Raw genomic sequence first — 24,667 nt, 5'->3', positions numbered from 1 at the left:
GACTCGGCGGCTTCAGCCAGAACGACTGGTGGCGACGGGCGTGACCTCGGGGCGGGCGCGAGTGTGGGGCGTTCACGCGGGGTTCTCCTTGCAGTGGGGGGTGGGCAAGGGGCGCGAGGGTATGTTAGCGCTAACACAGGTGACGGATACCGGTCCGCATAAAGTCGGTCAGCTCCAACGACCGCACTCTGCACCCGGGGTTGCGGGGTGTCAACCCTTCCCGCTGCCTGACTGCCGAGCCGCGTCAGCTCCGACAGCTGGTCACCGCCGCTGTCATTGACGCCCGGCGGGCCCGTCTGCTTACCTTGCTCTCCACAACCCGCTGGTGCTGCCGATTGCCGGATCGGAAGCCGAGTGGGAGAAGGGCGTCGACCCGCCGGCAGTGCGGGTCCGGCCTCAGCCCTTCCTTTCGCAGATCGCCCCTCCTAGCGGTTCGCGCGTACCTGACAGGTAATCGCTGTTTCGCGCTGCTGGAGGTTCCATGATCGCGATCGCGCGCACACGCCTTCGCTGTGGGTGCTCCCCGCCATGTCGTCCCGCCGCCGTCCGGGCACGTGAACCTCGAACCCGACTGGACTCCCTCGCGCACCCGCTCTCGGATCCCACCTCCGCGGCTCGGCCGAGCCGGGCTGCCGGATGCATGGCGGACTGCCGTGCCATTCGCGTGGGTGTCAGCGCAATCGATCTCCCACATGGCTCATCACTCAAGGAGTGTCCTCTGTGAAACGGACGCATGTGTTCAGAAAGTACCGGTCGTTGCTCATTGCTCTGCTCTCCACGGTGCTCGCAGCCGCGGGGGTCTCCTTCGTGGCGACGACATCGGCCCAGGCGGCCGGCGGCTGCCGGGTCGACTACAAGGTCACGAACGAGTGGCCAGGCGGCTTCGGCGCCGATGTGAGCGTTACCAACCTGGGCGAGCCGGTCACGGGCTGGCAGCTGTCATGGGCCTTCGCGAGCGGGCAGACCATCACGCAGCTGTGGAGCGGCTCCTACACCCAGACCGGCACCCAGGTCACGGTGACCAACACGTCGTGGAACGGCGCCCTGGCCACCGGCGCGTCCACCAACTTCGGCTTCAACGGCGCCTACAGCGGCAGCAATCCCGTCCCCGCCAGCTTCACGCTCAACGGCACCGCCTGTACCGGCGAGGTCACCACCAGCTCGCCCACCACACCCACGACGACGCCTTCCACCACCCCGCCGACGAGTGGTACCTGTGCCCTTCCGTCCACGTACCGGTGGTCGTCGACGAGTGCGCTGGCGCAGCCGGCCAACGGCTGGGTGTCGCTGAAGGACTTCACCAACGTGGTGTACAACGGCAAGCACCTGGTCTACGCCTCGAACGTGTCGGGCTCGTCGTACGGCTCGATGGCCTTCAAGCCCTTCACCAACTGGTCGGACATGGCGTCGGCCGGGCAGACCGGGATGAGCCAGTCCACGGTCGCGCCGACGTTGTTCTACTTCGCCCCCAAGAACATCTGGGTGCTGGCCTACCAGTGGGGTGCGTGGCCCTTCATCTACCGCACGTCCAGCGACCCGACGAACCCCAATGGCTGGTCGTCCCCGCAGGCGCTGTTCACCGGGAGCATTTCCGGGTCGGGTACCGGTCCGATCGACCAGACGCTGATCGGTGACGGCCAGAACATGTACCTGTTCTTCGCCGGTGACAACGGCAAGATCTACCGGGCGAGCATGCCGATCGGGAACTTCCCCGGCAACTTCGGCTCGTCGTACACGACAGTGATGAGCGACTCGCAGGCCAACCTCTTCGAGGCCGTACAGGTCTACAAGGTCCAGAACCAGAACCAGTACCTCATGATCGTCGAGGCCATGGGCGCCAACGGACGCTACTTCCGCTCCTTCACCGCCTCCAGCCTCAGCGGCTCATGGACCCCGCAGGCCGCCAGCGAGAGCAACCCCTTCGCAGGCAAGGCCAACAGCGGCGCCAGCTGGACCAACGACATCAGCCACGGCGACCTGGTCCGCAACAACCCCGACCAGACCATGACCATCGACCCCTGCAACCTGCAGTTCCTCTACCAGGGCAAGGCGCCCAACGCAGGCGGTGCTTACGACCAACTGCCCTGGCGGCCCGGCGTGCTGACCCTGCAGCACTGATGGGCCGGACCACGGTGACCGCCCTCCACCGCCCGCTGCCGACCAGCAGAACAGGCTGCTGAACGGTACCCGCGACCGAGGGACCCCGGCCATTGGCCGGCCGGGGTCCCTCTCCTGCCGTTCGGAGACCCTCCATCGTTGTCAGGCCGCCGTGCGTGCCGGCGGCTCACCCCGAGACAGGCTCGGGGTTCTCGACCGACTCCTTGTTGGCGGTGGTGTAGAAGACCGAGGAGCCTTGCCTGCTGCGTTCGGCCAGCCCCTTGGCGACCAGCGCCTCCACGGCATTGCGCACCACCGTGGCCTTGACGTCGCGTTCGGGGTGGCTCTGGCCGAGGGCGGCGGTGATCTCGGACGCCGAGTGCGGCTTCGAGCTCTGGCCGAGGTATTCGGTGACCAGGGCGACCAGCGTCGGCCTCGTGGCCTTCCCCGGCGACTTCGTCCGCGGACCGGGGATACGGCTGGTGTCGGGCCGGGTGGCCGCAGCCTTCTTGCGCCGCGACGGAGCGGACGGTGCGGACGCTGCGGGGGCCGACCGCGGCTCGGGAACCTGTGCGACCTCGGATTCGACCGGGGTCGCGGCCTCCCCGTCGCCCAGGGCGCGCTGCACGTTCAGCAGCAGATCCCGGTCGAATCGAAGTACCCGCAACTTCTCCTCGATCGAGGCGACTTCAGCGGCGAGCCGTTCCTGCTCCGCCGCGTTGTGTTCGAGGTCGGCGGCCACCTGGGCGGCGTAGTGCGCTTTGACACCTGCGGAGGGCAGTTGGTCTTCAGACATGGGCGTCCTTCAAGGTGGGGTATTGCGGGACTGGAGACGGATCGTACCCCGCATAACTCCCGCTACCAGCCGAAACCCGGTGCCTGGTGCCGGCCCTGTCAGTGGGATGGGGCGACCGGATTCGAACCCATGTCCTGCTGCACGCACTGAAAGTGCGACCACTCGTGCGCGGCGAACCGCACCCAGCACGCCAAGACATGAGCCGCCATCACCCTGCGCCAGTGCCCGGTTGGTCCGGCCCACGCAGCGGCTGGGGAAAACGTCTTCCTCACGCGGGTGGTGAGCTTCATACGGAGCCAATCGCCCTGCACCATGGGAGAAGTGGGCGTGTGCGCTCCCTTGACCCGGCGGTTGAGCCGTCCTACGGTGTGCGCCGGAAAACCGTTTGCTCGATTGCGCAGAGCGCACATGACGTAGGCCGGTCGAACCAGGTCCCGCAGGACGGGCGGGGCCCGGACATCGACGGCGCTACCGGTTGCACGACCTCACCTCAACTCCTCAGGAGGGCATTTCGCCATGCGTGGATTCGCGCATCTCCAGCCAGGGCGGCCGCTGGGCCGTACCGTCGGCCTGGGAGCCGCAGCACTGGGCGTGATCTCGACGGCGTTCCTCGGCGCCCCCGCCCAGGCCGCCCCGACCCCGTCCACGACCCTCGTGGTCAACGCCAACCAGGTACTCCGGCCGGTCACCCATGTCGCGACCGGCTCGCTGTACGGACTCGCCAACGCCAGTACGCCGGCTGACAACCTGGTGCAGGCGATCAAGCCGAACACCTTCGTGCAGAAACCGCAGGGTGGCCATCAGCAGGGGACCGGCGACGTCCTCACGGTGGCGCAGAAGGCGGCCAGGGCCGGCGCGAAGGTCGTCAACCGGCTCTCGGACTACTACGCCGGCTGGCCCTACCAGTTCAGCTGGAGCAACTGGCTGAGCGTGGTAGACGACCAGATCGCCCAGACCAAGGCGTCGGGCATCACCAACCTTGCCGCGTACGCACCGTGGAACGAGTCCGACAACACCTGGAAGACCGCCAACGGCACCTTCGAGGACTTCTGGACCAGGACCTACCGGGAGATCCGCTCGAAGGACTCCACGACGCCGATCCAGGGTCCGAGCTTCTCGGACAACATCGGCGACATGGACAACTTCCTGAAGAACGCGGTCGCCACCAACACCGTGCCGGACATCATCGCCTGGCACGAGCTGATCCGTTCCTCCAAGATCGCCGGTGACGTCGCCACCGTCACCGCGCTGGAGAACAAGTACGGCATCAGCCCGCGCCCGATCGCGATCGAGGAGTACGCCGCTCCCTCCGAGGTCGGCATCCCGGGCGCACTGGTCGGCTACGTCGCCAAGTTCGAGCGGCTGGGCGTCCACGACGCGGAACTGGCCTTCTGGAACCAGTCAGGAGCGCTCGGCGACCTGCTGACCGGCCAGGGCGGCAGCCCCAACGGCGCCTACTGGCTCTACAAGTGGTACGCCGACATGAGCGGCTCGATGCTCACCACCACCGCCCCCGCGCAGACCGGCATCGACGGAGCAGCCTCCCGTAACAGTGCGGGCAACGAGGTCGATGTCATCTTCGGCGGCGGGTCCGGCGACTCGGCCGTACAGGTGAACGGCCTCAACTCGCTCTCGGCGTTCGGCTCGACCGCGCACGTCAAGGTCGAGTACACCCCGTCGCGTGGCCGCACCACCGCGGTGTCCGGGCCGGTCACCCTGTCCGAGTCCAACTACACGGTGAGCAACGGCTCCATCACCGTCCCGGTGACCACCAACACGACTGACGGATACCACCTGGTGATCACACCGGGGACCGGTGGCGGAACCACGACCCTGGACGGCAACTACCGCATCACCAACAAGAACAGCGGACTCGCGCTCGACACCCAGAACGGGGGTACCGCCCAGGGCACCCTGGTCGACCAGGCCACCCTCAACTCCTCCTCCACCCAGACCTGGACCCTGGCGTCCGCCGGCTCCGGCCTGTACAAGATCCGCAACCAGGCCAGCGGTCTGCTGCTCGGCATCACCAACGCCGGGACCTCGGACGGCGGCACCGCGCTGATCTGGGGCGACAACGGGACCGCCGACCACCTGTGGAGCCTCGTGCCCGACGGCACCGGCTACTACAAGATCGTCAACAGCAACAGCCATCTGCTGCTGGGCGTGCAGAACATGAGCACCAGCAGCGGCGCACAGGTCCTGCAGTGGGACGACAACGGCACCGCCGACCATCTGTGGAAGCTCACCGCGCGCTGACCCCCGGCCGCCGGCGCCTGAACCGGCGGATCAGCCCGGCCGGTTGCCCCCTCGAAGTCCCTGGGGGCGACCGGCCGGGCGTCAGGCGGATTCGCGGATGACCAGCCGGCAGGGAACGGTCCTGACACCACCGGCCGCCGTGCCGTCGATGGCGTCCAGCAGCCGCAGGGCGGCGATGCGGCCGATCTCACCCAGGTCCATGTCGATCGTCGTCAGCGGAGGCCGGGAGGCCAGCGCCATGGTGTCCCAGTTGTCATAGCCGATGACGGCGATGTCGTCGGGAACGGCGCGCCCTTCCTCCCGGAGCGTGTCGGTGACGCCTCGGGCGATCTGGTCGTTCGCACAGAAGAAGGCGTCGGTGTCCGGCGCCGTGCGAAGAACCGTTCGGGCGGCCCGCCGTCCCCAGGCCTCGCTCCAGTCACCGAATTGCGCCTGCCCCCCCGAGAGGTCAAGACCGGCTCGGCCGAGCAGTTCCTGGGCGCGGTCTGCTCGCTGGCGGGCCGCCGCGTGGTGGGCGGGGCCGGACACGTGCGCGATGTGCCGCCGTCCCGAGCCGATCAGATACTCCACCGCCAGCTGTGCACCGCCCCCGTCATCGCTTGCCACCGACATGTCCGCGGGATCCGCGGACGGGGACAGCGCGTAGACGGTCGGGACATCCCGCAGGCCCCGCAGCGGCGGCCTGGGGTCCGTGCGCCGTCCGGTGACGATGATGCCGTCCACCCGGCGGGCCAGCAGGGTCTCCACGTAGTGGCGTTCGCGGATCGCGTCGCCGCGCGTGTCGCACAGCAGGACGGAGATCTTGCCCGCACCGAGCGCGTCCTCCGCGCCGAGCAGCACCGGAGTGCTGAAACGGCCGATCCCGTCGGTGGTGATCAGGCCCACCGTCCAGGTACGGCCCCCCAACAGGGCCCGTGCCTGCTCGTTGGGCTGGAAGTCCAGGCGCCGCGCAGCGTCGAGTACCCGCTCGCGGGTCTCGGGACGCATCCGGCCGTTGCCGCTCAGGGCCTTGGATGCCGTCCCCACGCTGACGCCCGCCGCGACGGCCACGTCCGTCAGCGTCACCCGCCCGACACGCAGGCGCCGATCAGTCTCAGTCACGGACAATCCTTTTCTCAGATACAGCTCTGCGGTCATCCTGCCAGCAGCCGGCCGGTATCCCAAGTGCTCTGAAGAGATCGGACGGTGACTGCGCAAGAGGTCTTGACGGCCTCGCTGGGCAACCCTAGGTTTCGTCCAAGAAAACCATTGCTCACGTTAGCGCAGGCTGATCCGTCGACGGCCGGTGACCGCCGCGGACTCGAACCGCCGTGCCACCGGCCGGGAGCGGCACCTCCCGGCGACCGTACTTCGAAGGGGAGATCCATGTCCCAGAGCAAACCGACATCACCCGCCCCTGCCGGGCCTGTGCGGCCGGGGCCGCTGGGCACCCTGCGTCCTGCGGCGGCGGCTGACATCCGGGGCGGCTTCTGGCGCGGCCGCCGTGAGGTCAACGCCCGTGTCGGAATCCCTCAGGGGCCCCGGCTGCTGGAGTCGGCCGGGAACCTGCAGAACCTGCGGCTGGCCGCCCACACGGCGGAAGGGGCCTTCCGCGGCGACCTGCCCTTCATGGACTCCGACATCTACAAGTGGCTGGAGGCCGCGGCCTGGCAGCTCGGCACGTCCGCCGCCCCCGCCGACGCAGGCCCGGGCGCGGGCACGGAGCTGGCCGCGGAAGTGGATCGCATCATCGCCCTGGTCGCGGACGCCCAGCAGCCCGACGGCTACCTGAACACCTGGTGCCAGGTGACCAAGGACGGCCGCCGCTACGAGGACCTGCGCTGGGGACACGAGCTGTACTGCGCCGGCCACCTCATACAGGCCGCGATCGCCCACCACCGAGCGACCGGCGGCAAGGAACTGCTCGACGTGGCAGTCCGGTTCGCCGACCACGTGGACTCGGTCTTCGGCCGGGACAAGCAGATCGACGGCTTCGACGGCCACCCGGAGGTCGAGACGGCACTGGTCGAGCTCTACCGGGAGACCGGCGAGCGGCGCTACCTGGAGCTGGCCGGCTACTTCGTGGAACGCCACGGCCACGGCCTGCTCGGCGGTGAGGCGTACTGCCAGGATCGGACACCGTTGCGCGTCCAGGAGAACGTCGAGGGCCACGCCGTACGCCAGTTGTATCTGCTGGCCGGAGCCGCCGACCTGGCCGCCGAGACGGGCGACGCCGGACTGCTGGCGGCGTGCGAGAGGCTGTGGTCGGCCATGGTGGCCACCAAGACCCACATCACGGGCGGGCTCGGCGCCCACCACGACGAGGAGGACTTCGGCGACCCCTACGAGCTCCCCAACGAGCGTGCCTACTGCGAGACCTGCGCCGCTGTCGCGTCAGTGCACTTCAGCTGGCGGATGGCGCTGCTCACCGGCGAGGCCCGTTACAGCGACCTGATCGAGCGCACCCTCTTCAACGGCTTCCTCGCCGGGGTCTCGCTGGACGGCGAGAGCTGGTTGTACGTCAATCCGCTCCAGGTACGCGACGGTCACACCGACACCGGCGGCGACCAGTCGGCGCGCAGGACCCGGTGGTTCCGCTGCGCGTGCTGCCCGCCCAACGTCATGCGGCTGCTCGCCAGCCTGGAGCACTACGTCGCCTCCACCGATGGAGCCGGGTTGCAGATCCACCAGTACGCCACCGGCCGCTACGCCGGCGACGTCGCGGGTGACGCGGTCGTTGTGAGCGCTCACACCGACTTTCCGTGGTCCGGGACCGTGCGGTTCACCGTCGAGGAGTGTCCGGTGGACAAGCCGTGGACCCTGTCCCTGCGCATCCCGCAGTGGTGCACCGGCCACGACATCTCGGTGAACGGACGGGAAGCCGCGCCCACGTCCACCGACGCCGGCTGGCTGCGCCTGGAGGGACGGTGGACCCCGGGCGACGAGGTCACGCTCGAACTGGCCATCACGCCGCGGCTGGTGTCGGCCGACCCCCGCGTCGACGCCGTCCGCGGCTGCGTCGCCGTCGAGCGCGGGCCGCTCGTGTACTGCCTGGAAGGTGTCGACAACCCCGGCGGACTGGACGGCCTCGTCATCGACACCGGCCGGCCGCTCGTGGCGGAAGCGCATCCCGAACTGCTCGGCGGCGTCATCACGGTGACGGCCGCGGGCTACCGGCGCAGCCTGCCCGACCGCGACTGGTGGCCGTATCCCGAGCTGGCCGGCGGCCCTGACCGCACCGCCGCCCGGCACACCACGCCCGAGGACAGCGCGGTGACCCTCACCGCCGTCCCTTACTACGCCTGGGCCAACCGGCAGGACGGACCCATGAGGGTGTGGATACCCACCCGCTAGGCCGCGGCCTTTCGCCCGTGCCCCCGCTCATTCGTCACCAACCCATCACGCACAAGCCAGGGACAACCATGAGACACACACGCTTCGCCATCGCCGCCGTCGCGACCTGTACCGCTCTGGTCGGAGTCACCGCCTGCGGTGGCTCCGGCGGCGGCTCGTCCTCCTCCGCCGCGTCGGGGACCTACACCTTCTGGGACCCCTACCCGCAGTTCGACGGTTCCTCGGCGTGGGGGAAGCTGGTCGCCGCCTGCGGCACCAAGGCCGGCGTCAGCGTCAAGCGCACCGCGTACGACACGACCGACCTGGGCAACAAGGCCCTGCTGGCGGCCCAGCAGGGCAACGCCCCCGACGTGATGCTCGTGGACAACCCCGTGGTGTCCACCCTCGTGCAGGCCCAGATCCTCAACAAGATGAGCGACGTCGGTGTCCCGACCACGTCGATCCAGGCCAACATCATCGGCGCCGGCACCTTGGACGGCCTGTCCTACGGCATCCCCATCGGGGCCAACACCCTCGCGCTCTACTACAACAAGAACGTACTCGACGCCGCCCACGTCGACCCGGCCTCGATCAAGGACTGGGACTCGCTGACCGCGGCACTGAAGAAGGTCAAGGCCGCGGGCAAGAAGGGCATCACCTTCTCCGCGATCGGCACCGAGGAGGGCAGCTTCCAGTTCCTGCCGTGGTTCTGGGGCGCCAAGGGCGACCTGACCCACCTGGACAACGCCGACGGACAGGCGGCACTGACGCTGTGGAAGGACTGGGTCTCCCAGGGCCTGGCGCCCAACGACGTGCTGAGCAACACCCAGACCACCAGCTGGCAGGAGTTCGCCACCGGCCAGTACGCGTTCGGTGAGAACGGAACCTGGCAGCTGGCCAACGCCAAGAAGGCCGGCTTCCCCTACGGCGTGATCAGCATCCCCGCCCGCGCCGGGGGCGCCGCTCCGGCGCCGACCGGAGGCGAGTTCGTCACCGTGCCCGTGCAGAAGGACACGGCACGCTACAAGGTGTCCGCGAAGATCGTCGCCTGCCTGACCGACAGCCCGAACCTGCTGGCGACCGACACCACCTTGTCCTACATCGCCCCCACCGGCGCGGTGCAGAGCCAGCAGGTCAGCGCAGACCCGGAACTGAAGCCCTGGAAGGAGGCGGTGGCATCCGCCCGCGGACGGACCAGCGACGGCCTCGGTGTGCGCTATCCGGTGATCTCCCAGCAGCTGTGGACGGCGGTGCAGTCGGCCCTGTCCGGAGGCGCGAGTCCCCAGGCGGCGCTGAAGGCGGCGCAGTCCGCGGCCGCCGGCCACAAGGACTGACCGAGCCGGCCTCCACGCCGGCATGCGCGCCACCGGATTCCAGGCCGCCCAGGCCCGGTATCCGGTGGACCAGACCCCGCCGTGCCGCCGCCCGTCCCGGCGGCACGGCGGGCCAGGCCCGTCCCGGCTCCCCCCGGGGGGGCGCGCGACGGCGGTGGCAGTCGCCCAGGGCGGTATCGCCGTCCGCCCAGGAAGCCCACCCCCTGAGGAGCACACATGTCCACCGCCCACGTCGACGGCCTCCCGCCGTCGCCGGCAGCGTCCGGAACGAGTCGTGAGCAGGCACGCTCCGCGCCACGTCACACGAGTCCTGGCCGTCCCGGTCGCCGTAACGCAAGCTTGGCCGCCTGGGGGTTCCTGGCGCCGGTCGTCGTGTATCTGGGGGCGTTCTACGCGTATCCGCTGTATCGCAACGTCGACCTGTCGCTGCGGCACTACACCGTGCGTTCGTTCGTGCAGGGCGGCGCGCCCTTCTCCGGCTGGGACAACTTCCAGCAGCTGATCGACGATCCGACGTTCGGCACGGCTCTGCGCAACACCATGGTCTTCACGCTGGTCTCGATCCTCTTCCAGTACGTCCTGGGGCTCGCGCTCGCGGTGTTCTTCCACCGCGGCTTCCGACTCGCACCGACGCTGCGGGCACTCTTCCTGATCCCGTGGCTGCTGCCGCTGATCGTCTCGGCCTCGACCTGGTCATGGATGCTCAACAGCGAGTCAGGCGTGGTCAACTACTTCCTGCACCTAGCGGGCATCGGCGAGGTCGACTGGCTGACCTCTCCGCACTGGGCACTGACCTCGGTGATCATCGCGAACATCTGGATCGGCGTCCCGTTCAACCTGGTCATCCTCTACAGCGGTCTGCAGAACATCCCCGGCGAGCTCTACGAGGCCGCATCCCTGGACGGCGCGAACCGCTGGCAGCAGTTCCGGCGCATCACCTTCCCGCTGCTGCGGCCGGTCTCGGCGATCACCCTGCTGCTCGGTCTGATCTACACCCTCAAGGTCTTCGACCTGATCTGGATCATGACCAAGGGCGGCCCCGGTGACTCGTCCACCACCCTGTCCACCTGGTCCTACCGCCTCGGCTTCGGCTCGCTGCTGCCCCAGTTCGGCCCAGGAGCCGCGGTCGGCAACATCCTCATCGTCGTCGCCCTGGCCTTCGGGCTCTTCTACATCCGCGTCCAAAGGAGCCAGCCGGCATGACCTCGCGCGAGTACCGCTTCCGCCGGAGCACGGTCATCGGCGTCATCCTGACCGCGATCATGCTCTTCCCGGTCTACTGGATGATCAACGTCTCGCTCACCCCGCAGCAGGACATGCGCAAGAGCCCGCCGGACCTGTTCCCGCTGCATCCCACGTTCACCGGCTACCGTGCCGTGCTCGACGACCAGTTGCCCTACTTGTGGGTGAGCCTGCTGGTCGGTCTTGGCACCGTCGCACTCACCCTGGTGCTCTCCGCGCCCGCCGGCTACGCGCTGGCCAAGCTCCGCCCGCGCGGCGGCGGTCTGGTCAGGCTGGTGCTGCTGATCGCCCAGATGATCCCGGGCATCGTGATGGCGATGGGTTTCTACGGCATCTTCCTCAACCTCGGCATCATGAACACCTGGTGGGGGCTGGTCGTGGCCGATTCCACCATCGCCGTGCCCTTCGGCGTGATGATCTTCGCCGCGTTCATGTCCGGCATCCCGGACGAACTCGTCTCCGCGGCCAAGGTCGACGGCGCGAACACCTGGCGTACGTTCACCTCCATCATCCTCCCGGTCTCGCGCAACGCGCTGGTGACGGTGTCACTGTTCAGCTTCCTGTGGGCCTGGTCGGACTTCGTGTTCGCCAACACCCTCGACAGCGGCGGCGACATGCGCCCCATCACGCTCGGCATCTACAAATACATCGGCAACAACAACCAGGAGTGGAACGCCATCATGGCCACCGCCGTCGTCGCCTCCATCCCCGCGGCGGTCCTGCTCGTCCTCGCCCAGCGCTACGTCGCCGCGGGTGTCACCGCCGGCGCGGTCAAGGACTGACGTCGGGGGCTTCCGACGACCGTCAGGTCGCGTTCGTTTCGCCCGTGCCCGGGTCGCCGACTTCAGAGCGGCTCCGGGCCACTCCCTTGACACGGCCTGCCGCGGGTGCAAATTTGTATCGATACAAATTGCGTCCACGACACCCCACCAGGAGCCCGTCCGTGTCCACGGCCACCGCTGTCATCAACCTCGACGTCGAGGGTCCGACGATCGACCGCCACCTCTACGGGCACTTCGCCGAGCACCTCGGCCGGTGCGTCTACGGCGGTTTCTGGGTGGGGGAGGACTCACCGATCCCCAACGAGGGCGGCATCCGGCTCGACGTCGTAGCGGCCCTGCGAGCGCTGAACATCCCCAACCTGCGGTGGCCCGGCGGCTGCTTCGCCGACGAATACCACTGGAAGGACGGCATCGGGCCCAGAGACCGCAGGCCCACGATGGTCAACACCCACTGGGGCAACGTGGAGGAGAACAACCACTTCGGCACCCACGAGTTCATGGCCCTGTGCGAACTGCTCGGCGCCGAGCCCTACATCAGCGGGAACATGGGCAGCGGCACCGTCCAGGAGATGAGCGAGTGGGTCGAGTACCTGACCCGCGAGGGCGACAGCCCCATGGTGCGGCTGCGCAAGGCCAACGGCCGCGAGGAACCCTGGCGGGTGAAGTTCTGGGGGATAGGCAACGAGACCTGGGGCTGCGGCGGCAACATGCGCGCTGAATACTCCGCCGACCTGTCACGGCAGTACGCCACGTACTGCCGTGACCACGGCGACAACACGCTCTACCGCATCGCCTGCGGCGCGGCCGACGCGGACTACAAGTGGACCGAGACGCTGATGCAGCAGATCAGCTGCTTCGGCTGCGAGGCCGCACCGCGGACCTTCTTCCAGGGGCTCTCCGTCCACTACTACACGCTTGCCGGACCGTGGTCGGCCAAGGGCAGCGCCACGGAGTTCGACACCGAGGACTACTACCGGACGATGCTCTCCGCCCGGAAGATCGACCGCATCCTCACCGGGCACTCCAGCGTCATGGACTGCTACGACCCCGGCAGGACGGTCGGCCTGGTCCTGGACGAGTGGGGCACCTGGTGGGACGTCGAGCCCGGCACCGACCCCGGCTTCCTCTTCCAGCAGAACACCCTGCGCGACGCCCTGGTGGCCAGCACGCACTTCGACGTCTTCCACCGGCACGCCGAGCGGCTGCGGATGGCCAACATCGCCCAGACCGTCAACGTCCTCCAGGCGATGATCCTCACCGACGGCGACGCGCTGGTGCTGACCCCGACTTACCACGTGTTCGAGATGAACAAGGGGCACCAGGACGCCACCTCGCTGGCCGTCCACCTGCGCGCCCGCGACGCCCGCCGCCGAGTGGGCGACGCCGAACTGGACACGCTGTCGGTCTCGGCGAGCGTCAAGGAGGGCAGGGTCCTGGTCTCGCTGACCAACCTTGACGCGGAGGGCGCCGCCGAGGTGACGCTCGACCTGCGCGGCGGCTCCGTCGGCGAGGTGGTGGCCCGGGTGCTGACGGCCGACCGGCTGCAGGACCACAACACCGCCGCATCGCCCGACGCCGTGCGCCCGCGGGCCTTCGACGCCGTGACGGCGACCGACCGGGGTCTGGTGCTGACGGTGCCGCCGCACTCCTTCGTCACGCTGGGGGCCGCGCTGTCCTGAGCGCGCGGCCGGCGCAGCCCTGCCGTCGGCCGTCGGGGGCGGGCTGCGGTGTAATGGCGTCGAGGCGATTCGGCACCAGCACACCGGGAGCGGGCGTGGCAACGATCCAGGATGTCGCGAGGGCGGCCGGAGTCTCGGCGATGACCGTCTCCAACGTCATCAACGGCCACTCCAATGTGCGGGCGGCGACGCGGGACAAGGTCCTCGACGCCATGGCCCGGTTGGACTACCGCATCAACATGGCGGCTCGCAACCTTCGCAAGGGCAGGACCAGCACCATCGGGCTTGCCGTTCCCGAGGTCCACAGCGCCTATTACGGTCGGCTGGCCGCCGCCGTCATCACCGCCGCCGAGCGGCACGGCCTGCGGGTGGGCATCGAGCAGACCGGCGCCGTACGGGAGAACGAGCTGGAGGCGCTGACGTTGTCGCGCACCCGGCTCTACGACGGCCTGGTCCTGAGCACCGTGGGGATGGGACCCGCTGACGGCGAGTGGCTCAAGGTCGACTACCCGGTGGTGATCCTCGGCGAGCGGATCTTCGGTGGCCCGGTGGACCACGTCGCCATGCCCAACATCGAGGCCTCGCAGGCCGCCACACGCCACCTCGTCGACCGGGGATGCCGCCGGGTGGCGATCGTGTGCGGGGTGGTGGGGGAGGAGCCCGATGTGTCCGGCCTGCGCTTGGCGGGGTACCAGCGGGCACTGGCGGAAGCCGGGCTGCCGCTCGACCCCGGCCTCGTGCAGTGCGTGGACAGGCTCACCATGGGCGACGGCGCGGAGCGAGCCCGGCAGATGGTGCGCACCGGCCTCGACTTCGACGGCGTCTTCTGCATCACCGACTCGCTGGCGGTGGGTGTGCTGCGCGGCCTGGCCGACGCAGGGGTGTCCGTTCCCGGCCAGGTCAAGGTGATCGGCTTCGACAACGTCGAGGTGAGTGAATTCCTCGTCCCCTCGCTGTCCACGATCGACCCGGACCACGACATGATGGCGCAGGCCGCTGTCGACCTGCTGGTCCGCCGGATCGAGCAGGTGCGCTTGCCGTCCACGGACCACGAAGAGGTCGTCAGCCCCTTCACCCTGGTGGCCAGGGAATCGACCGGCCCATGAGGCAGGTCGGCCCCTTCTCTGCCGCGGGCGGTCACGGGGCCGGTACGTCGGCCGGCCGGCCCGGCAAGGCCCGGTCCCGGCCGTTGCCGGCGAATTGCCGACGCCTTTCCGGCGAATGGCCGGCGTATAGAGACGCGTCCCCGACGCGTCGCCCGCGTATCGGTTTCGCGTCCGGGTGAAGGAAATCCCCGAGCGCCGACCATGGGTGTCGTGACCGTCGCGACGGCATAGGGGGCGGGAACTGACCGGGTGTCTTCGTGATAGGGTGATGAGTAATTCAGAGGCGTCGAAAAAAGGGGAATGGCGTGAATACTGAGAAGGTTGTGGCTCGACGTCTCACGGCTGAGGAGGTCTCGGAGTTGGGTCTCCAGGACGTCATTTTCGTTCCCGCGCGGACGGACAGCCTTCCTGTCGACTGCTACGCCCAGGCCAGCCTCACGAAGCCGGGCCAGAATTTCGAGGGGGGCTCCTTCACCGCGCGCACGATATTCGGTGACGAGATGACGCTCCTCCCGGACAATGCGGAGGAGCCCGGGGTCTGGGTCGCAGAAAAGGCAGGGGAGGAAATAGAGGTCCTCCAGAGCGCGGGCGTACTGCTGAATCTCGCCCTCTTCGTTCCCGGCGGCGACATAAAATCGCTTGAGGCGCTTTATGCCGCCGCGCGGGACGCCTTCGGCGCCGGGATCGTCCAGCGCTGGAGGGAGGAGTCCGTCGCGGTGCCGGATGTCAAGGTCGACCTGTTCGAGGAGCCGATCCGGGGCCGGAAGAGCGCGGGCAACCAGAACCGCGACCGCCGCGCCCTGGACATCTACCCGCCTCGCGTGCGGTTCCTGGAGCCCAGCGACGGCTGGAAGTTCGTCGTCGAGCCGCACCAGGAGATCGTCGACGACACCCCCACGATCTGACCCGTGGACCAGCCGTTCCACCGGCGCCGTGAAGTCCCGTCCCCGGTGACGGATGTGCGGTGACGAAGATCCGGTGACGGACCTCGGACCCACGGGACGGTGGTGAGCGGTCACGCACGTCGGCTCGTACGGAACGCCCGACCGGATCTCCCGGCCGGGCGTTCCGCTGTCCAGCGGCGGACTCCTCGCCTGGTAGGCGCTGCCGCCGGCGGCGGAGAAGAAAGCGGCATCGCACTGCATCCGACGGAGGTACCGGTTCGGAAGAGTCTGAGAACCGTGCGCCGAGCACCCCGACCGGAAGGACGTGTGATGCGCCGTCGTAGGGGCCAGTCCTCCGCCGACCGTCCGTCTCTTCCGGACCAGAGTCCGCGGGGCCCGGTGGCTCCGGTCCGGGCGCTGCCCCAGTGGCGCGCCGGCAGCACGCCCGAGGGCGGTGTTGCCACATCTGGCGCCGTCGACGCCCGGACCGTGGACGCGGACGTCGCCGGAGCCGTACTCCGTACCGCAGGCGTCGTCCTGGGTGAACGGATCGCCCAGACGGCCGCCATCGACGCCGACTTCTCCCGCGACCTGGCCGAAGGTGTGGCGGACTTCACCCTCTCCGGGGGCAGGCGTGCGCGCCCCCAGCTGCTGTGGTGGACGATGCGCGCCTGCGGCGGGGGCGCATCTGCCGCCGACACCGAAGCGGCGCTGCGGCTCGGGGTGGCGATCGAACTCATCCAGACCTGCGCGCTCGTCCACGACGACGTGATGGACAGGTCGCTGCTGCGCCGCGGCCGCCCCGCCGTGCACATCGACCTCGCGAACCGGCCGGGCCCCGTGCCCGGCTCGGTGCTGGGGGAGGCCTTCGGTACGTCGGCGGCGGTGCTCGTCGGGGATCTCGCGCTCGCCTGGGCCGACGACACCGTGGCGGACACGGACATGTCCCCGGCCGTCCGGCGGCAAGTGCAGGGTGTCTGGCGGGCGATGAGGACCGAGATGGTGGCCGGGCAGTACCTCGACCTGTACGGGCAGGCCACGGGAACGCGCTCGGCAGCCGCCGCCATGCGCACCGCGTACCTCAAGAGTGCCCTCTACTCCGTGGAACGCCCCCTCGTGCTCGGCGCCGCGCTCGCCGGCGCCGACCAGCGCACCACCCGGGCACTGTCCTCGGCCGGCCGTTGCGCCGGCATCGCCTTCCAGCTCCGCGACGACCTGCTGGGCGTCTTCGGAGATCCGGCCGTGACCGGTAAGCCCTCGGGAGGCGACATCCGGGAAGGCAAACCGACGTATCTGCTCGCCCTGGCGCGGGCCCGGGCGCAGGAGTCGGGTGACCGGCGGACGCGGTTCCTGCTCGACTCGGCGGTGGGATGCGCCGACCTGTCCGAGGCCGCCCTGGCCGAGGTGCGCGAGGCGTTGACGTCCACCGGGGCACGTGCCGACGTGGAGGACCGGGCTGACCTGCTGATGCGGCACGCCGGACGGCACCTCGCCGAAGCCGACGTGGAACCGGGGGCCGGACACCGGCTCCTCGGGTTGCTCCGCACCATCGCGGGAGCACCTGCCGTGCCGCTGCCGGAACGGTCCACGGCCGGATCACAGGCCGCCGGGAACAACGCTCCGATCCCTGCGGAGCCCATTCTGACGGCCGCAGCAAAAGGAGGCACCGCCCGATGAGGACCGTGAAGGGACCCACCGATCATGTGGTGGTCGTCGGCGCCGGACTTGCCGGCCTGTCCGCCGCTCTGCACCTGCTCGGCGCCGGCCGGCAGGTCACCGTGGTGGAACGTGACCTGCTGCCCGGCGGCCGGGCCGGGCTGCTGGGGCGCGGCGGCTACCGCATGGACACCGGGCCGACCGTGCTGACCATGCCGGACCTGGTCGAGGACGCTTTCGCGGCGGTCGGCCACCGTCTGTCCGACCGCTTGGAGCTGATCCCGCTGCATCCCGCGTACCGGGCACGGTACGCCGACGGAACGCAGCTGGACGTCCACACCGACGCCGCGGCGATGGAGGCCGAGATCGAGCGGTTCGCGGGTGCCCGGGAGGCGGTCGGCTACCAGGCACTGCGCACCTGGCTGGAGCGTCTGTACGCGGTCCAGATGCGACGCTTCATCGACGCGAACTTCGACTCACCCCTGCAGCTGCTGCACCCCGACCTCGCCCGGCTCGCCGCCCTCGGCGGATTCGGCCGGCTTGACGCGCGCGTCGGGCACTTCATCAAGGACGAGCGGCTGCGCCGGGTGTTCACCTTCCAGGCCCTCTACGCCGGAGTGCCCCCGTCCCGCGCGCTCGCCGCCTACGCCGTCATCGCCTATATGGACACCGTCGCCGGGGTGTACTTTCCCCGAGGCGGTATGCACGCGCTGCCGCGGGCGCTTGCCGACTCGGCCGCCGAGGCGGGAGCCGAATTCCGCTACGGACACACCGTCAGCCGGCTGGAACGCTCCGGGGAGCGGATCACCGCCGTCGTGACCGACCAGGGCCGCTTCCCCTGTGACGCCGTGGTCCTGACACCGGATCTGCCCGACAGCTACCGTCTCCTCGGCCGTGCCCCGCACCGGCCGCTGGCTCTGCGGCACTCGCCCTCGGCGGTGATCCTGCACGCCGGGACCGACAGGACGTGGCCAGGGCTGGCCCACCACACCATCTCCTTCGGTGCGGCCTGGAAGAAGACCTTCCACGAACTCACCCACGGATCGCTGATGTCCGACCCGTCGCTGCTGATCACCCGTCCCACGTCCACCGACCCGGACCTCGCCCCTCCGGGAAAGCACCTGCACTACATCCTGGCACCGTGCCCGAACACCGACGTCGGCCCCGGCACCGAGGAGTGGCGGCAGCTCGCACCGCGGTACCGCGACTCCTTGCTCAACACCCTCGAACACCGCGGGATGGCCGGACTGGCCTCCGCGATCGAGGCGGAGGGCATGGTCACCCCCCTCGACTGGACCGCTCAGGGTCACGCCGCCGGCACCCCCTTCTCCGCCGCGCACACCTTCTCCCAGACCGGGCCCTTCCGGCCGCGCAACCTCGTGCGCGGCACAGACAACGCCGTGCTCGCAGGGTGCGGCACGACGCCGGGTGTCGGCGTGCCGACCGTCATCATCTCCGGGAAGCTCGCCGCCGCCAGGATCACCGGCACCCGCCCCGCGCGCCCGTCGCCGCGACCCGTGCGGCAGGCGCCGCGACCGGTGGCGGCACCGGACGCAGCCACGGGGGCCCCCGCATGACCGCCCGTGAACTCGACGCCGCGGGCATCCGCGAACCCGCCCTGCGTGAGGCGTACACGGCGTGCCGTCGGCTCAACGCGCGGCACGGCAAGACGTACTTCCTCGCGACCCGGCTGCTGCCGGTCGAGCGCCGCCCGGCGGTGCACGCCCTTTACGGCTTCGCCCGGCGGGCCGACGACATCGTGGACGACCTCGGCAGCGGCGCCACCGCCCAGGAACGCGCCGAGGCGCTGAACGGTCTGCAGGACCGCCTCGACGAGGGCCTGCGATCGGGCGAAAGCGCGGAACCGGTCATCCGCTCGCTCGCGCACACCGCCGCCGTCTACGCCATCGACCACCGGCACTTCACCGACTTCATGGCCTCGATGCGCAGCGACCTGACGGTCACCGGCTACGCCTCGTATGACGACCTGGGCCGCTACATGCACGGATCGGCCGCCGTCATCGGCCTCCAGATGCTGCCCGTCCTGGGCACCGTCGGCCCCCGGGACGAAGCCGCACGGTACGCGGCGGCCCTCGGCGTCGCCTTCCAACTGTCCAACTTCCTCAGGGATGTGGGTGAGGACCTCGACCGCGGCCGCCTCTACCTGCCTGCCGACGTCCTGGCGGCGCACGGGGTGGACCGGGAGCGGTTCCGGTGGAGCAGGGACACGGGACGGCGGGACACCCGCATCACCGCCGTGCTGCGGTCGGTCGTCGCCCACAACAGGAGCGTCTATCGCGAGGCGCTGCCCGGGCTGGCCCTGCTCGCGCCTGTCTCCCGGCCCTGCGTGCGCACCGCGTTCGTCCTCTACAGCGGCATCCTCGACGCGATCGAGGACGACGGCTACTCCGTCCTGCACCGACGAGCCGTGGTCTCCAGAAAGCGCCGCGCCGCCGTCGGGCTCGACGGGCTGGCACGCGCGCTGGCCGCGCGCGCCATGGCCGGCCGCCGTATCCCGGCGGCACCTTCCCTCAGGACATCCGCCCCTCGCGAGGAGGCCCCGTGACCGGTGAAGGAAAGACGGGAAGGCGCCGCGTCCCGCTGCGGCTGCGCAAGGCCCCTGTCCCGTGGGAGCGACAGCGCCCCACCTGGCGGGACGCCAAGCCCGCGATCATCGCGGACGCCCTGAAACGCTCCATGGACCGCCCGTCGGGCAACTGGTATGTGCTGGGCGCCTCCCGGGCGCTCGGTGCAGGACGGCCGATCAGCCGCACCGTGGCCGGCAACGAGGTGGTGGCCTGGCGCGACAGCGCCGGGCGCCTGCGGGCCGGGCCAGGCGCCTGCCCGCACCTGGGGGCGCCGCTGCGGGACAGCCCCGTGCGGTGCGGTGTCCTCGTCTGCCGTTGGCACGGACTCGCCCTGAACGGCGAGCCGTTCGCCGGATGGGAGCCCTATCCCGCCCACGACGACGGGGTCCTGGCCTGGGTGCGCCTGGACCACATCGGCGGCGAGAGCCCGCTGGAGGCCCCTGCCGTACCACCCCGCCCGCGGGCCGGGGACGCCGTCGACGCCGTCTACGAGGGCGTCGGGGTGTGCGAGCCCGAGGACGTGGTGGCCAACCGGCTCGACCCCTGGCATGGCGCGTGGTTCCACCCGTACTCCTTCGTCGACCTGGCGGTGACGGGCACACCCGCGAGAGGCGAGGTGGCAGGCGAGGACGGCTTCACCGTCGACGTCTCGTTCAAGCTGGCAGGCCGGATCGTCGTCCCGGTGCGGGCGGTGTTCACCGCCCCGGGGCCCCGGACCGTCGTCATGCGCATCACCGAGGGCGAGGGTCTGGGCTCCGTGGTCGAGTCGCACGCCACGCCCTTGGGGCCGGGCCGGGACGGCAGGCCGAGGACCGCGGTGACGGAGGCGGTCCTGGCCGCGTCCGGCCGGCGCGGATTCGCCGTGGCGCGGGCCGCGGCCCCACTGCTTCGCCCGCTGATCCGGTCCTCGGCCGGCCGGCTGTGGCGCGACGACCTCGCCTACGCCGAGCGCCGCTGGGAACTGCGCAGCAGCGGCCGCTTCCCCGGCTGACCGGGAGCGGGCTTCTGCGGCCGGCGGTTCTGCGTCAGTCCGCGCCCAGCGCGGCCAGTCTCCGCAGCACCGCGGAGCGCCCGGCGGCCGGCACCGTCCACAGGGTCTGGCCGCGCACGCCCCACCGCTGCAACAGGGCGTTGGCAGCCAGGTATCCACTCGTCGCGGCCCGTTCCATCAGCGCCACCGGCAGGTCGGTGCGGACCAGGTCGCCCGCCACCATGACCGTGGGTTCGGGCGTGCGCACCGTGGGCCGGTCGCGGTAGCCGCCGACCGGGAACAGCGGGCAGTCCGCCCGCCATTCGTGCCGGGCGTCCACGATCCGGGCGTCGCGCGTCTCCGGGTAGACCCGGTGCAGCTGCTCGACCGCGGCCGCCTGCACCGTGTCGCGGTCCGCGTCGGGGGCGACCGCGTAGGCGTGCAGTTCCACCACCGCGCCCTGGTTGCTCCGTGCCCAGCGGGCGGCCTCGCCCTCCCAGTGGTTGAGCACGCTGACGTTGTCCAGGGGGCCGTAGCCGCTGGTGCCGAGGAAGCCCGGGCGGTCCGTGGCGACCGGCCGGTCCAGCCACAGGCGTGACACCAGGAAGGGCGGCGCGGTCCGCAGCCCGTCCACCCGGGCGCGCCAGGCCGCGTCGCCCAGCGCGGGCGAGGCGGCCACCACGGTCCGCAGCCCGCCGGTGTCCAGCGCCAGGACGAGCGCGTCGTGGCGAACGGTGTGCCCGTCGGCGGTGACGTCGAGCCCGCCGCCGGGCGCGGGTGTCACGCACTCGACCGTCGAGCCGGTGCGCACCCGCACCCCGTGGCCCTCCAGATAGCGGCCCAGCGGATCCCAGAGCGCCTGCGGGAACGGCTCGGCCGGCACGTCGAAGAGCAGTCCCTCGCTCGAGCCGAGGAAGTAGATGTGGAACATCAGCACCAGTTCCGCCGCCGACAGTTCGCGCGGGTCGGCGAAGAAGCTCCGCGAGAAGACCTCGAAGGCGAGGTGATGGGCGGCCTCGGGGAACCGGATGCGGGCGAGGAGGTCGTGCGCGGATACCCCGTCCAGCCGGTCGTAGACGTCCGGCACCCGTACGTCGAGCAGGGGAAGCGCGGCGCGCGGGTTCATCCGGACCAGATCGCGCCAGCCGAACGTGGGACTGAGCGCGACGAACCCCAACGCGCTCCACGGCGGTGTCCGCGGCACCCGGGCGAAGCTGTCGTGCAGGCCGGCGCTGTGCCGCAGCGGGTAGTCGGGCAGCCGGGTCAGCGTTTCGAGTCCGGGGTCGACGCGGCGCAGCAGACCGCGCAGGTTGTAGTACTGCCGGAAGAAGGCGTGGAAACCCCGGCTCATGGTGACCGTCGCGCCGTCGGCGAGTTCGGTCGGCCAGCCCGAGAGCCGGCCTCCGAGGCTCGACCGGCGTTCGTGGAGCGTCACGTGCGCGCCGCGTTCGGCCAGCAGCGTCGCCGCGGCCAGTCCGGCGATGCCCCCGCCGATCACGGCGACCCCAGGCGCCTGGCCTTCGAACCGGTCTCGCCCGGCGGGCGCCGCGATCGTCGCGGCACGCCGGTCGCGACCCCGCCGGTGGCCGCCCGCGGCGGACGGACCGTACCTCACGCCGGGCAGCCGTGATCGGACGTGGTGGAGCGGGGCAGCGTCATAGGTCGCTCTTTTCCGGGTCGGGAGTTGGGCCGGCCTCCGGGGCGGCGACGGCGGCCGTCGCGGCCCCGCGAACGGGGGGCGCCTCGCGCCGTGGCCGGAAGGGGAGTTCGGCAACGGTGCGGAGCATGGGGGCCACCGGGGTGCGCAGGCCGACGAGGACGTCCTCGTACCAGTGGGACGTGCCGTCGAGGAAGCGCAGCAGGCGGGTCGCGGGGACGGCGCCGAAGAGACCGCTGAAGAACTGGTCACCGTCCACCCGGCCACTGTCCAGTGCCCGCAGCATGACGGCGTCCATGGCGCGCGGCCACCGGCCGTACGGGGGCGGCATCCGGAACCTCCCCCCGGCCCGGAGGCGGGCGGCGATGGACCGGCTCTGCCGCTGCACGGCGGCGAACGTGTAGCCCGTGGAAGGGCGGGTGGCGCCGCCCGCCGTTCCGACGCGGAACACGGAGGAGCAGGCCCGGCCGGGGAACCGGCCGTCGGTCATCGGGATGACACCCCGCTCCACCGACGTCACCCGGTACGCGCCGATACCCAGCACCGCGCCGGTGTAGTTCCGCAGCGCGCGCTCGTAGCCCCGGGCGTCCAGCACAGTGCGGGAGAATTCGGTGTATTCCACCAGGGCCGTACGCGGTCCCAGGGGCAGCACGTAACCGAACGACAGCCCGCGGGCCGGCTGCCGCGTGCGGAAGTCCATCAGATCCGCCGTCGCCGGGTCGAAGACGGGCCGCTCGGTCTCCACGAACCAGCCCGTGAAGTGCTGGAGCAGCGTGGTGCGCGCCGCCGGCAGCCGGTGCGGCGGCCGGGAGTCGAAGACGTACCTCGCGTGCAGCACGATCCGCTTGCCGCTCTCGTCGCGCGCCACCACCCGGCCGCCGCCGCCCGGCGCGTCGCCGATCCCGGTCACCGTCGCCGTCACCCGCCGGAAACCGGGGCAGGCCGCCAACCGCCGCTCGACCAGCGTCTCGAAGGCGTCCGAGCGGAGCATCTTGTAGCTCAGCGGAGCGGGCCGCAGCACCGTTTCCGACCCGTTCGCGCCCCGGACCCGCAGCCGGTCCCAGGACGCCGACAGCGCGCTGTCGTACTCGCCACCAGGTGCCTCCCAGAAGCACCAGGTGCGCGGCGGCGGGCGCAACGGTCCCGGGGGAGCGTCGACGAGGACGACCGGTACGGCGGCTCCGCCGGTCGGCGCGCACAGCTGGTACGCCAGGCTCAGCCCGGCCGCGCCGGCACCCACGATGACGACGTCCGATTCAGGCACGGTCCACCCTTCCGCCCGTCGGGCTCTCGGCGTCGGCTCCGCGATCAGGAGGACGCCGCAGGCCGGCACTGACGATACTTCCGCCGTCGACCGCTGCCCGGATGCACGCGACGCGCGCGGAAGCGGGAATTGAGCGTGCCCGCGCGGAGGATGTGGTCTCCTCGGCCGTGCGACGCGCTGCCGGCCCCTGATCTGCCGCACGGCGCGGTGTCCAAGCGTGCCCGGTACGGCAGGAGTCCGAGAGGCAGAGGCGGAAGATGGAGCTCGACGGATGCCGAGCCCTGGTGGTCGGCGCCACCGGGGTCATCGGCGGTGCCCTCGCCCAGGCGCTGCTCGGACGCGGGGCAGCCGTCGCCCTCGCCGGGCGCGACCGGACGGCACTCGACGCCGTCGCGTCGAGGTGCGGCGACGCGCCCGCAGCGACGTTCGACGCCTACGACCTCGCCGCGGTGGCACGGCTGCCGGGGTGGGCGGCAGACCGCCTGGGGGGACTCGACCTGGTGGTCTGCGCGATCGGCACGGTGGCCTTCGGCGAGGCGTGCCGGACGACGGACGCGGTCGCGGAGCACCTGGTGACCGTGAACGCGCTGGCCCCGGCGGCCCTGGCACGCGGCGCCCTGCCGCTGCTCGAAGCCGGGGGCACGTTCGCCGCGATCACCGGGGTGGTGGCCGAGCATCCGCAGCCGCTGATGGCCGACTACAGCGCGTCCAAGGCCGCGCTGGCCGCGTGGCTGCGGGCGGTGCGCCGCGAGCAGCGAGGCCGCCGGGTGAGGGTGCTGGACATCTGCCTGCCGCACCTGGACACCGGCTTCGCGGACAGAGCCGTACACGGCACCCCGCCGTCGCTGCCGCCGGGCGCCGACTTCGACCAGGCGGTGGCGCGCATCGTCGCCGCCCTTGCGAACGGCGCCGAGTCGGTCAGGCCCGGCGCGGACGGCACGCTCGTGGCGGAGGGCCACGCCCGCTGACGTGGCACGGCCTGCTGTCTCCCGGCCCGGGGCTGCTGGCGTCGCCCGCCTGGGCGACCGGGCCCGGATCGAC

17 protein-coding genes and 2 pseudogenes are annotated in these 24,667 nt (G+C 70.8%); 15 read left to right on the top strand and 4 right to left on the bottom strand.

What is annotated here, in order from left to right:
* Positions 1–636 precede the first annotated feature (636 nt).
* Positions 637–1,128 (top strand): annotated as a pseudogene (locus OG702_RS35365) (cellulose binding domain-containing protein); the annotation flags it as partial.
* A pseudogene (locus OG702_RS04620) lies at positions 1,120–2,118 on the top strand (non-reducing end alpha-L-arabinofuranosidase family hydrolase); the annotation flags it as partial. The pseudogenes OG702_RS35365 and OG702_RS04620, both read left to right, overlap by 9 nt.
* A 166-nt stretch (positions 2,119–2,284) precedes the next feature.
* On the opposite strand, the gene OG702_RS04615 reads toward OG702_RS04620, so the two are convergent.
* Positions 2,285–2,893: a hypothetical protein gene (locus tag OG702_RS04615; protein ID WP_327287593.1), complete on the bottom strand. Its 609-nt coding sequence runs from the start codon at positions 2,891–2,893 to the stop codon at positions 2,285–2,287.
* 516 nt (positions 2,894–3,409) lie between these two features.
* Here OG702_RS04615 and OG702_RS04610 point away from each other — a divergent pair.
* On the top strand, positions 3,410–5,152 hold the full coding sequence (locus OG702_RS04610; protein WP_327287592.1) for an RICIN domain-containing protein: 1,743 nt from the start codon (positions 3,410–3,412) through the stop codon (positions 5,150–5,152).
* 81 nt (positions 5,153–5,233) lie between these two features.
* Here OG702_RS04610 and OG702_RS04605 read toward each other — a convergent pair whose 3' ends face one another.
* Positions 5,234–6,253 carry a LacI family DNA-binding transcriptional regulator gene (locus OG702_RS04605; protein ID WP_327287591.1) on the bottom strand — a complete coding sequence of 340 codons (1,020 nt, stop codon included), beginning with the start codon at positions 6,251–6,253 and terminating at the stop codon, positions 5,234–5,236.
* 264 nt (positions 6,254–6,517) lie between these two features.
* On the opposite strand from OG702_RS04605, the gene OG702_RS04600 reads away from it, so the two are divergent.
* From OG702_RS04600 to OG702_RS04550, 11 genes are all read left to right on the top strand, one after another.
* Complete coding sequence (locus OG702_RS04600; protein WP_327287590.1) at positions 6,518–8,485, top strand: glycoside hydrolase family 127 protein; 1,968 nt, start codon at positions 6,518–6,520, stop codon at positions 8,483–8,485.
* A 68-nt stretch (positions 8,486–8,553) separates the two neighbouring features.
* Complete coding sequence (locus OG702_RS04595) at positions 8,554–9,798, top strand: sugar ABC transporter substrate-binding protein (RefSeq protein WP_327287589.1); 1,245 nt, start codon at positions 8,554–8,556, stop codon at positions 9,796–9,798.
* A gap of 216 nt (positions 9,799–10,014) precedes the next feature.
* Positions 10,015–11,001 carry a carbohydrate ABC transporter permease gene (locus tag OG702_RS04590; protein WP_327287588.1) on the top strand — a complete coding sequence of 329 codons (987 nt, stop codon included), beginning with the start codon at positions 10,015–10,017 and terminating at the stop codon, positions 10,999–11,001.
* Entirely contained in the window at positions 10,998–11,822 is an 825-nt protein-coding gene (locus OG702_RS04585) for a carbohydrate ABC transporter permease (protein WP_327287587.1), read from the top strand. Before OG702_RS04590 ends, OG702_RS04585 begins: the two co-directional genes overlap by 4 nt.
* Before the next feature lie 161 nt (positions 11,823–11,983).
* Positions 11,984–13,501, top strand: coding sequence for an alpha-N-arabinofuranosidase (locus tag OG702_RS04580; RefSeq protein WP_327287586.1), 1,518 nt, complete (start codon positions 11,984–11,986; stop codon positions 13,499–13,501).
* Positions 13,502–13,596: 95 nt separating this feature from the next.
* The gene (locus tag OG702_RS04575) at positions 13,597–14,607 is read left to right on the top strand and encodes a LacI family DNA-binding transcriptional regulator (RefSeq protein WP_327287585.1); all 1,011 of its coding nucleotides are present in this window, start codon (positions 13,597–13,599) and stop codon (positions 14,605–14,607) included.
* A 305-nt stretch (positions 14,608–14,912) separates the two neighbouring features.
* The gene (locus tag OG702_RS04570) at positions 14,913–15,512 is read left to right on the top strand and encodes a hypothetical protein (protein ID WP_327287584.1); all 600 of its coding nucleotides are present in this window, start codon (positions 14,913–14,915) and stop codon (positions 15,510–15,512) included.
* A gap of 468 nt (positions 15,513–15,980) precedes the next feature.
* Positions 15,981–17,168: a polyprenyl synthetase family protein gene (locus OG702_RS04565; protein ID WP_442814297.1), complete on the top strand. Its 1,188-nt coding sequence runs from the start codon at positions 15,981–15,983 to the stop codon at positions 17,166–17,168.
* Complete coding sequence (locus tag OG702_RS04560; protein ID WP_327287583.1) at positions 17,165–18,724, top strand: phytoene desaturase; 1,560 nt, start codon at positions 17,165–17,167, stop codon at positions 18,722–18,724. Before OG702_RS04565 ends, OG702_RS04560 begins: the two co-directional genes overlap by 4 nt.
* A complete protein-coding gene (locus tag OG702_RS04555; RefSeq protein ID WP_327287582.1) occupies positions 18,721–19,713 on the top strand; it encodes a phytoene/squalene synthase family protein in 993 nt (330 codons plus the stop codon). Before OG702_RS04560 ends, OG702_RS04555 begins: the two co-directional genes overlap by 4 nt.
* Positions 19,710–20,726, top strand: coding sequence for a DUF5914 domain-containing protein (locus OG702_RS04550; RefSeq protein WP_327287581.1), 1,017 nt, complete (start codon positions 19,710–19,712; stop codon positions 20,724–20,726). The genes OG702_RS04555 and OG702_RS04550 overlap by 4 nt, the downstream gene beginning before the upstream one ends.
* 34 nt (positions 20,727–20,760) lie before the next feature.
* On the opposite strand, the gene OG702_RS04545 is transcribed toward OG702_RS04550, so the two are convergent.
* Both OG702_RS04545 and OG702_RS04540 read right to left on the bottom strand, forming a co-directional pair.
* Positions 20,761–22,320: an FAD-dependent oxidoreductase gene (locus tag OG702_RS04545; protein WP_327287580.1), complete on the bottom strand. Its 1,560-nt coding sequence runs from the start codon at positions 22,318–22,320 to the stop codon at positions 20,761–20,763.
* Between the two features lie 40 nt (positions 22,321–22,360).
* Positions 22,361–23,626, bottom strand: a complete 1,266-nt coding sequence (locus tag OG702_RS04540; RefSeq protein WP_327287579.1) for a lycopene cyclase family protein — start codon at positions 23,624–23,626, stop codon at positions 22,361–22,363.
* A 257-nt stretch (positions 23,627–23,883) separates the two neighbouring features.
* Between OG702_RS04540 and OG702_RS04535 the strand changes: the two genes are divergently transcribed.
* Positions 23,884–24,594, top strand: coding sequence for an SDR family NAD(P)-dependent oxidoreductase (locus OG702_RS04535; protein ID WP_327287578.1), 711 nt, complete (start codon positions 23,884–23,886; stop codon positions 24,592–24,594).
* Positions 24,595–24,667: the final 73 nt, after the last annotated feature.

Origin of the sequence: Streptomyces sp. NBC_01198, from assembly GCF_036010485.1 — a bacterium.
Lineage (GTDB): Bacteria > Actinomycetota > Actinomycetes > Streptomycetales > Streptomycetaceae > Actinacidiphila.
This window is presented reverse-complemented; position numbering and strand designations above follow the sequence as displayed.

What these genes read in the sequence shown, in the direction of transcription:
- OG702_RS04535 (WP_327287578.1), top strand. Translation starts at nt 23,884, where the DNA reads ATGGAGCTCGACGGATGCCGAGCCCTGGTGGTCGGCGCCACCGGGGTC.
- OG702_RS04610 (WP_327287592.1), top strand. Translation starts at nt 3,410, where the DNA reads ATGCGTGGATTCGCGCATCTCCAGCCAGGGCGGCCGCTGGGCCGTACC.
- OG702_RS04615 (WP_327287593.1), bottom strand. Translation starts at nt 2,893, where the DNA reads ATGTCTGAAGACCAACTGCCCTCCGCAGGTGTCAAAGCGCACTACGCC.
- OG702_RS04600 (WP_327287590.1), top strand. Translation starts at nt 6,518, where the DNA reads ATGTCCCAGAGCAAACCGACATCACCCGCCCCTGCCGGGCCTGTGCGG.
- OG702_RS04590 (WP_327287588.1), top strand. Translation starts at nt 10,015, where the DNA reads ATGTCCACCGCCCACGTCGACGGCCTCCCGCCGTCGCCGGCAGCGTCC.
- OG702_RS04595 (WP_327287589.1), top strand. Translation starts at nt 8,554, where the DNA reads ATGAGACACACACGCTTCGCCATCGCCGCCGTCGCGACCTGTACCGCT.
- OG702_RS04585 (WP_327287587.1), top strand. Translation starts at nt 10,998, where the DNA reads ATGACCTCGCGCGAGTACCGCTTCCGCCGGAGCACGGTCATCGGCGTC.
- OG702_RS04560 (WP_327287583.1), top strand. Translation starts at nt 17,165, where the DNA reads ATGAGGACCGTGAAGGGACCCACCGATCATGTGGTGGTCGTCGGCGCC.
- OG702_RS04555 (WP_327287582.1), top strand. Translation starts at nt 18,721, where the DNA reads ATGACCGCCCGTGAACTCGACGCCGCGGGCATCCGCGAACCCGCCCTG.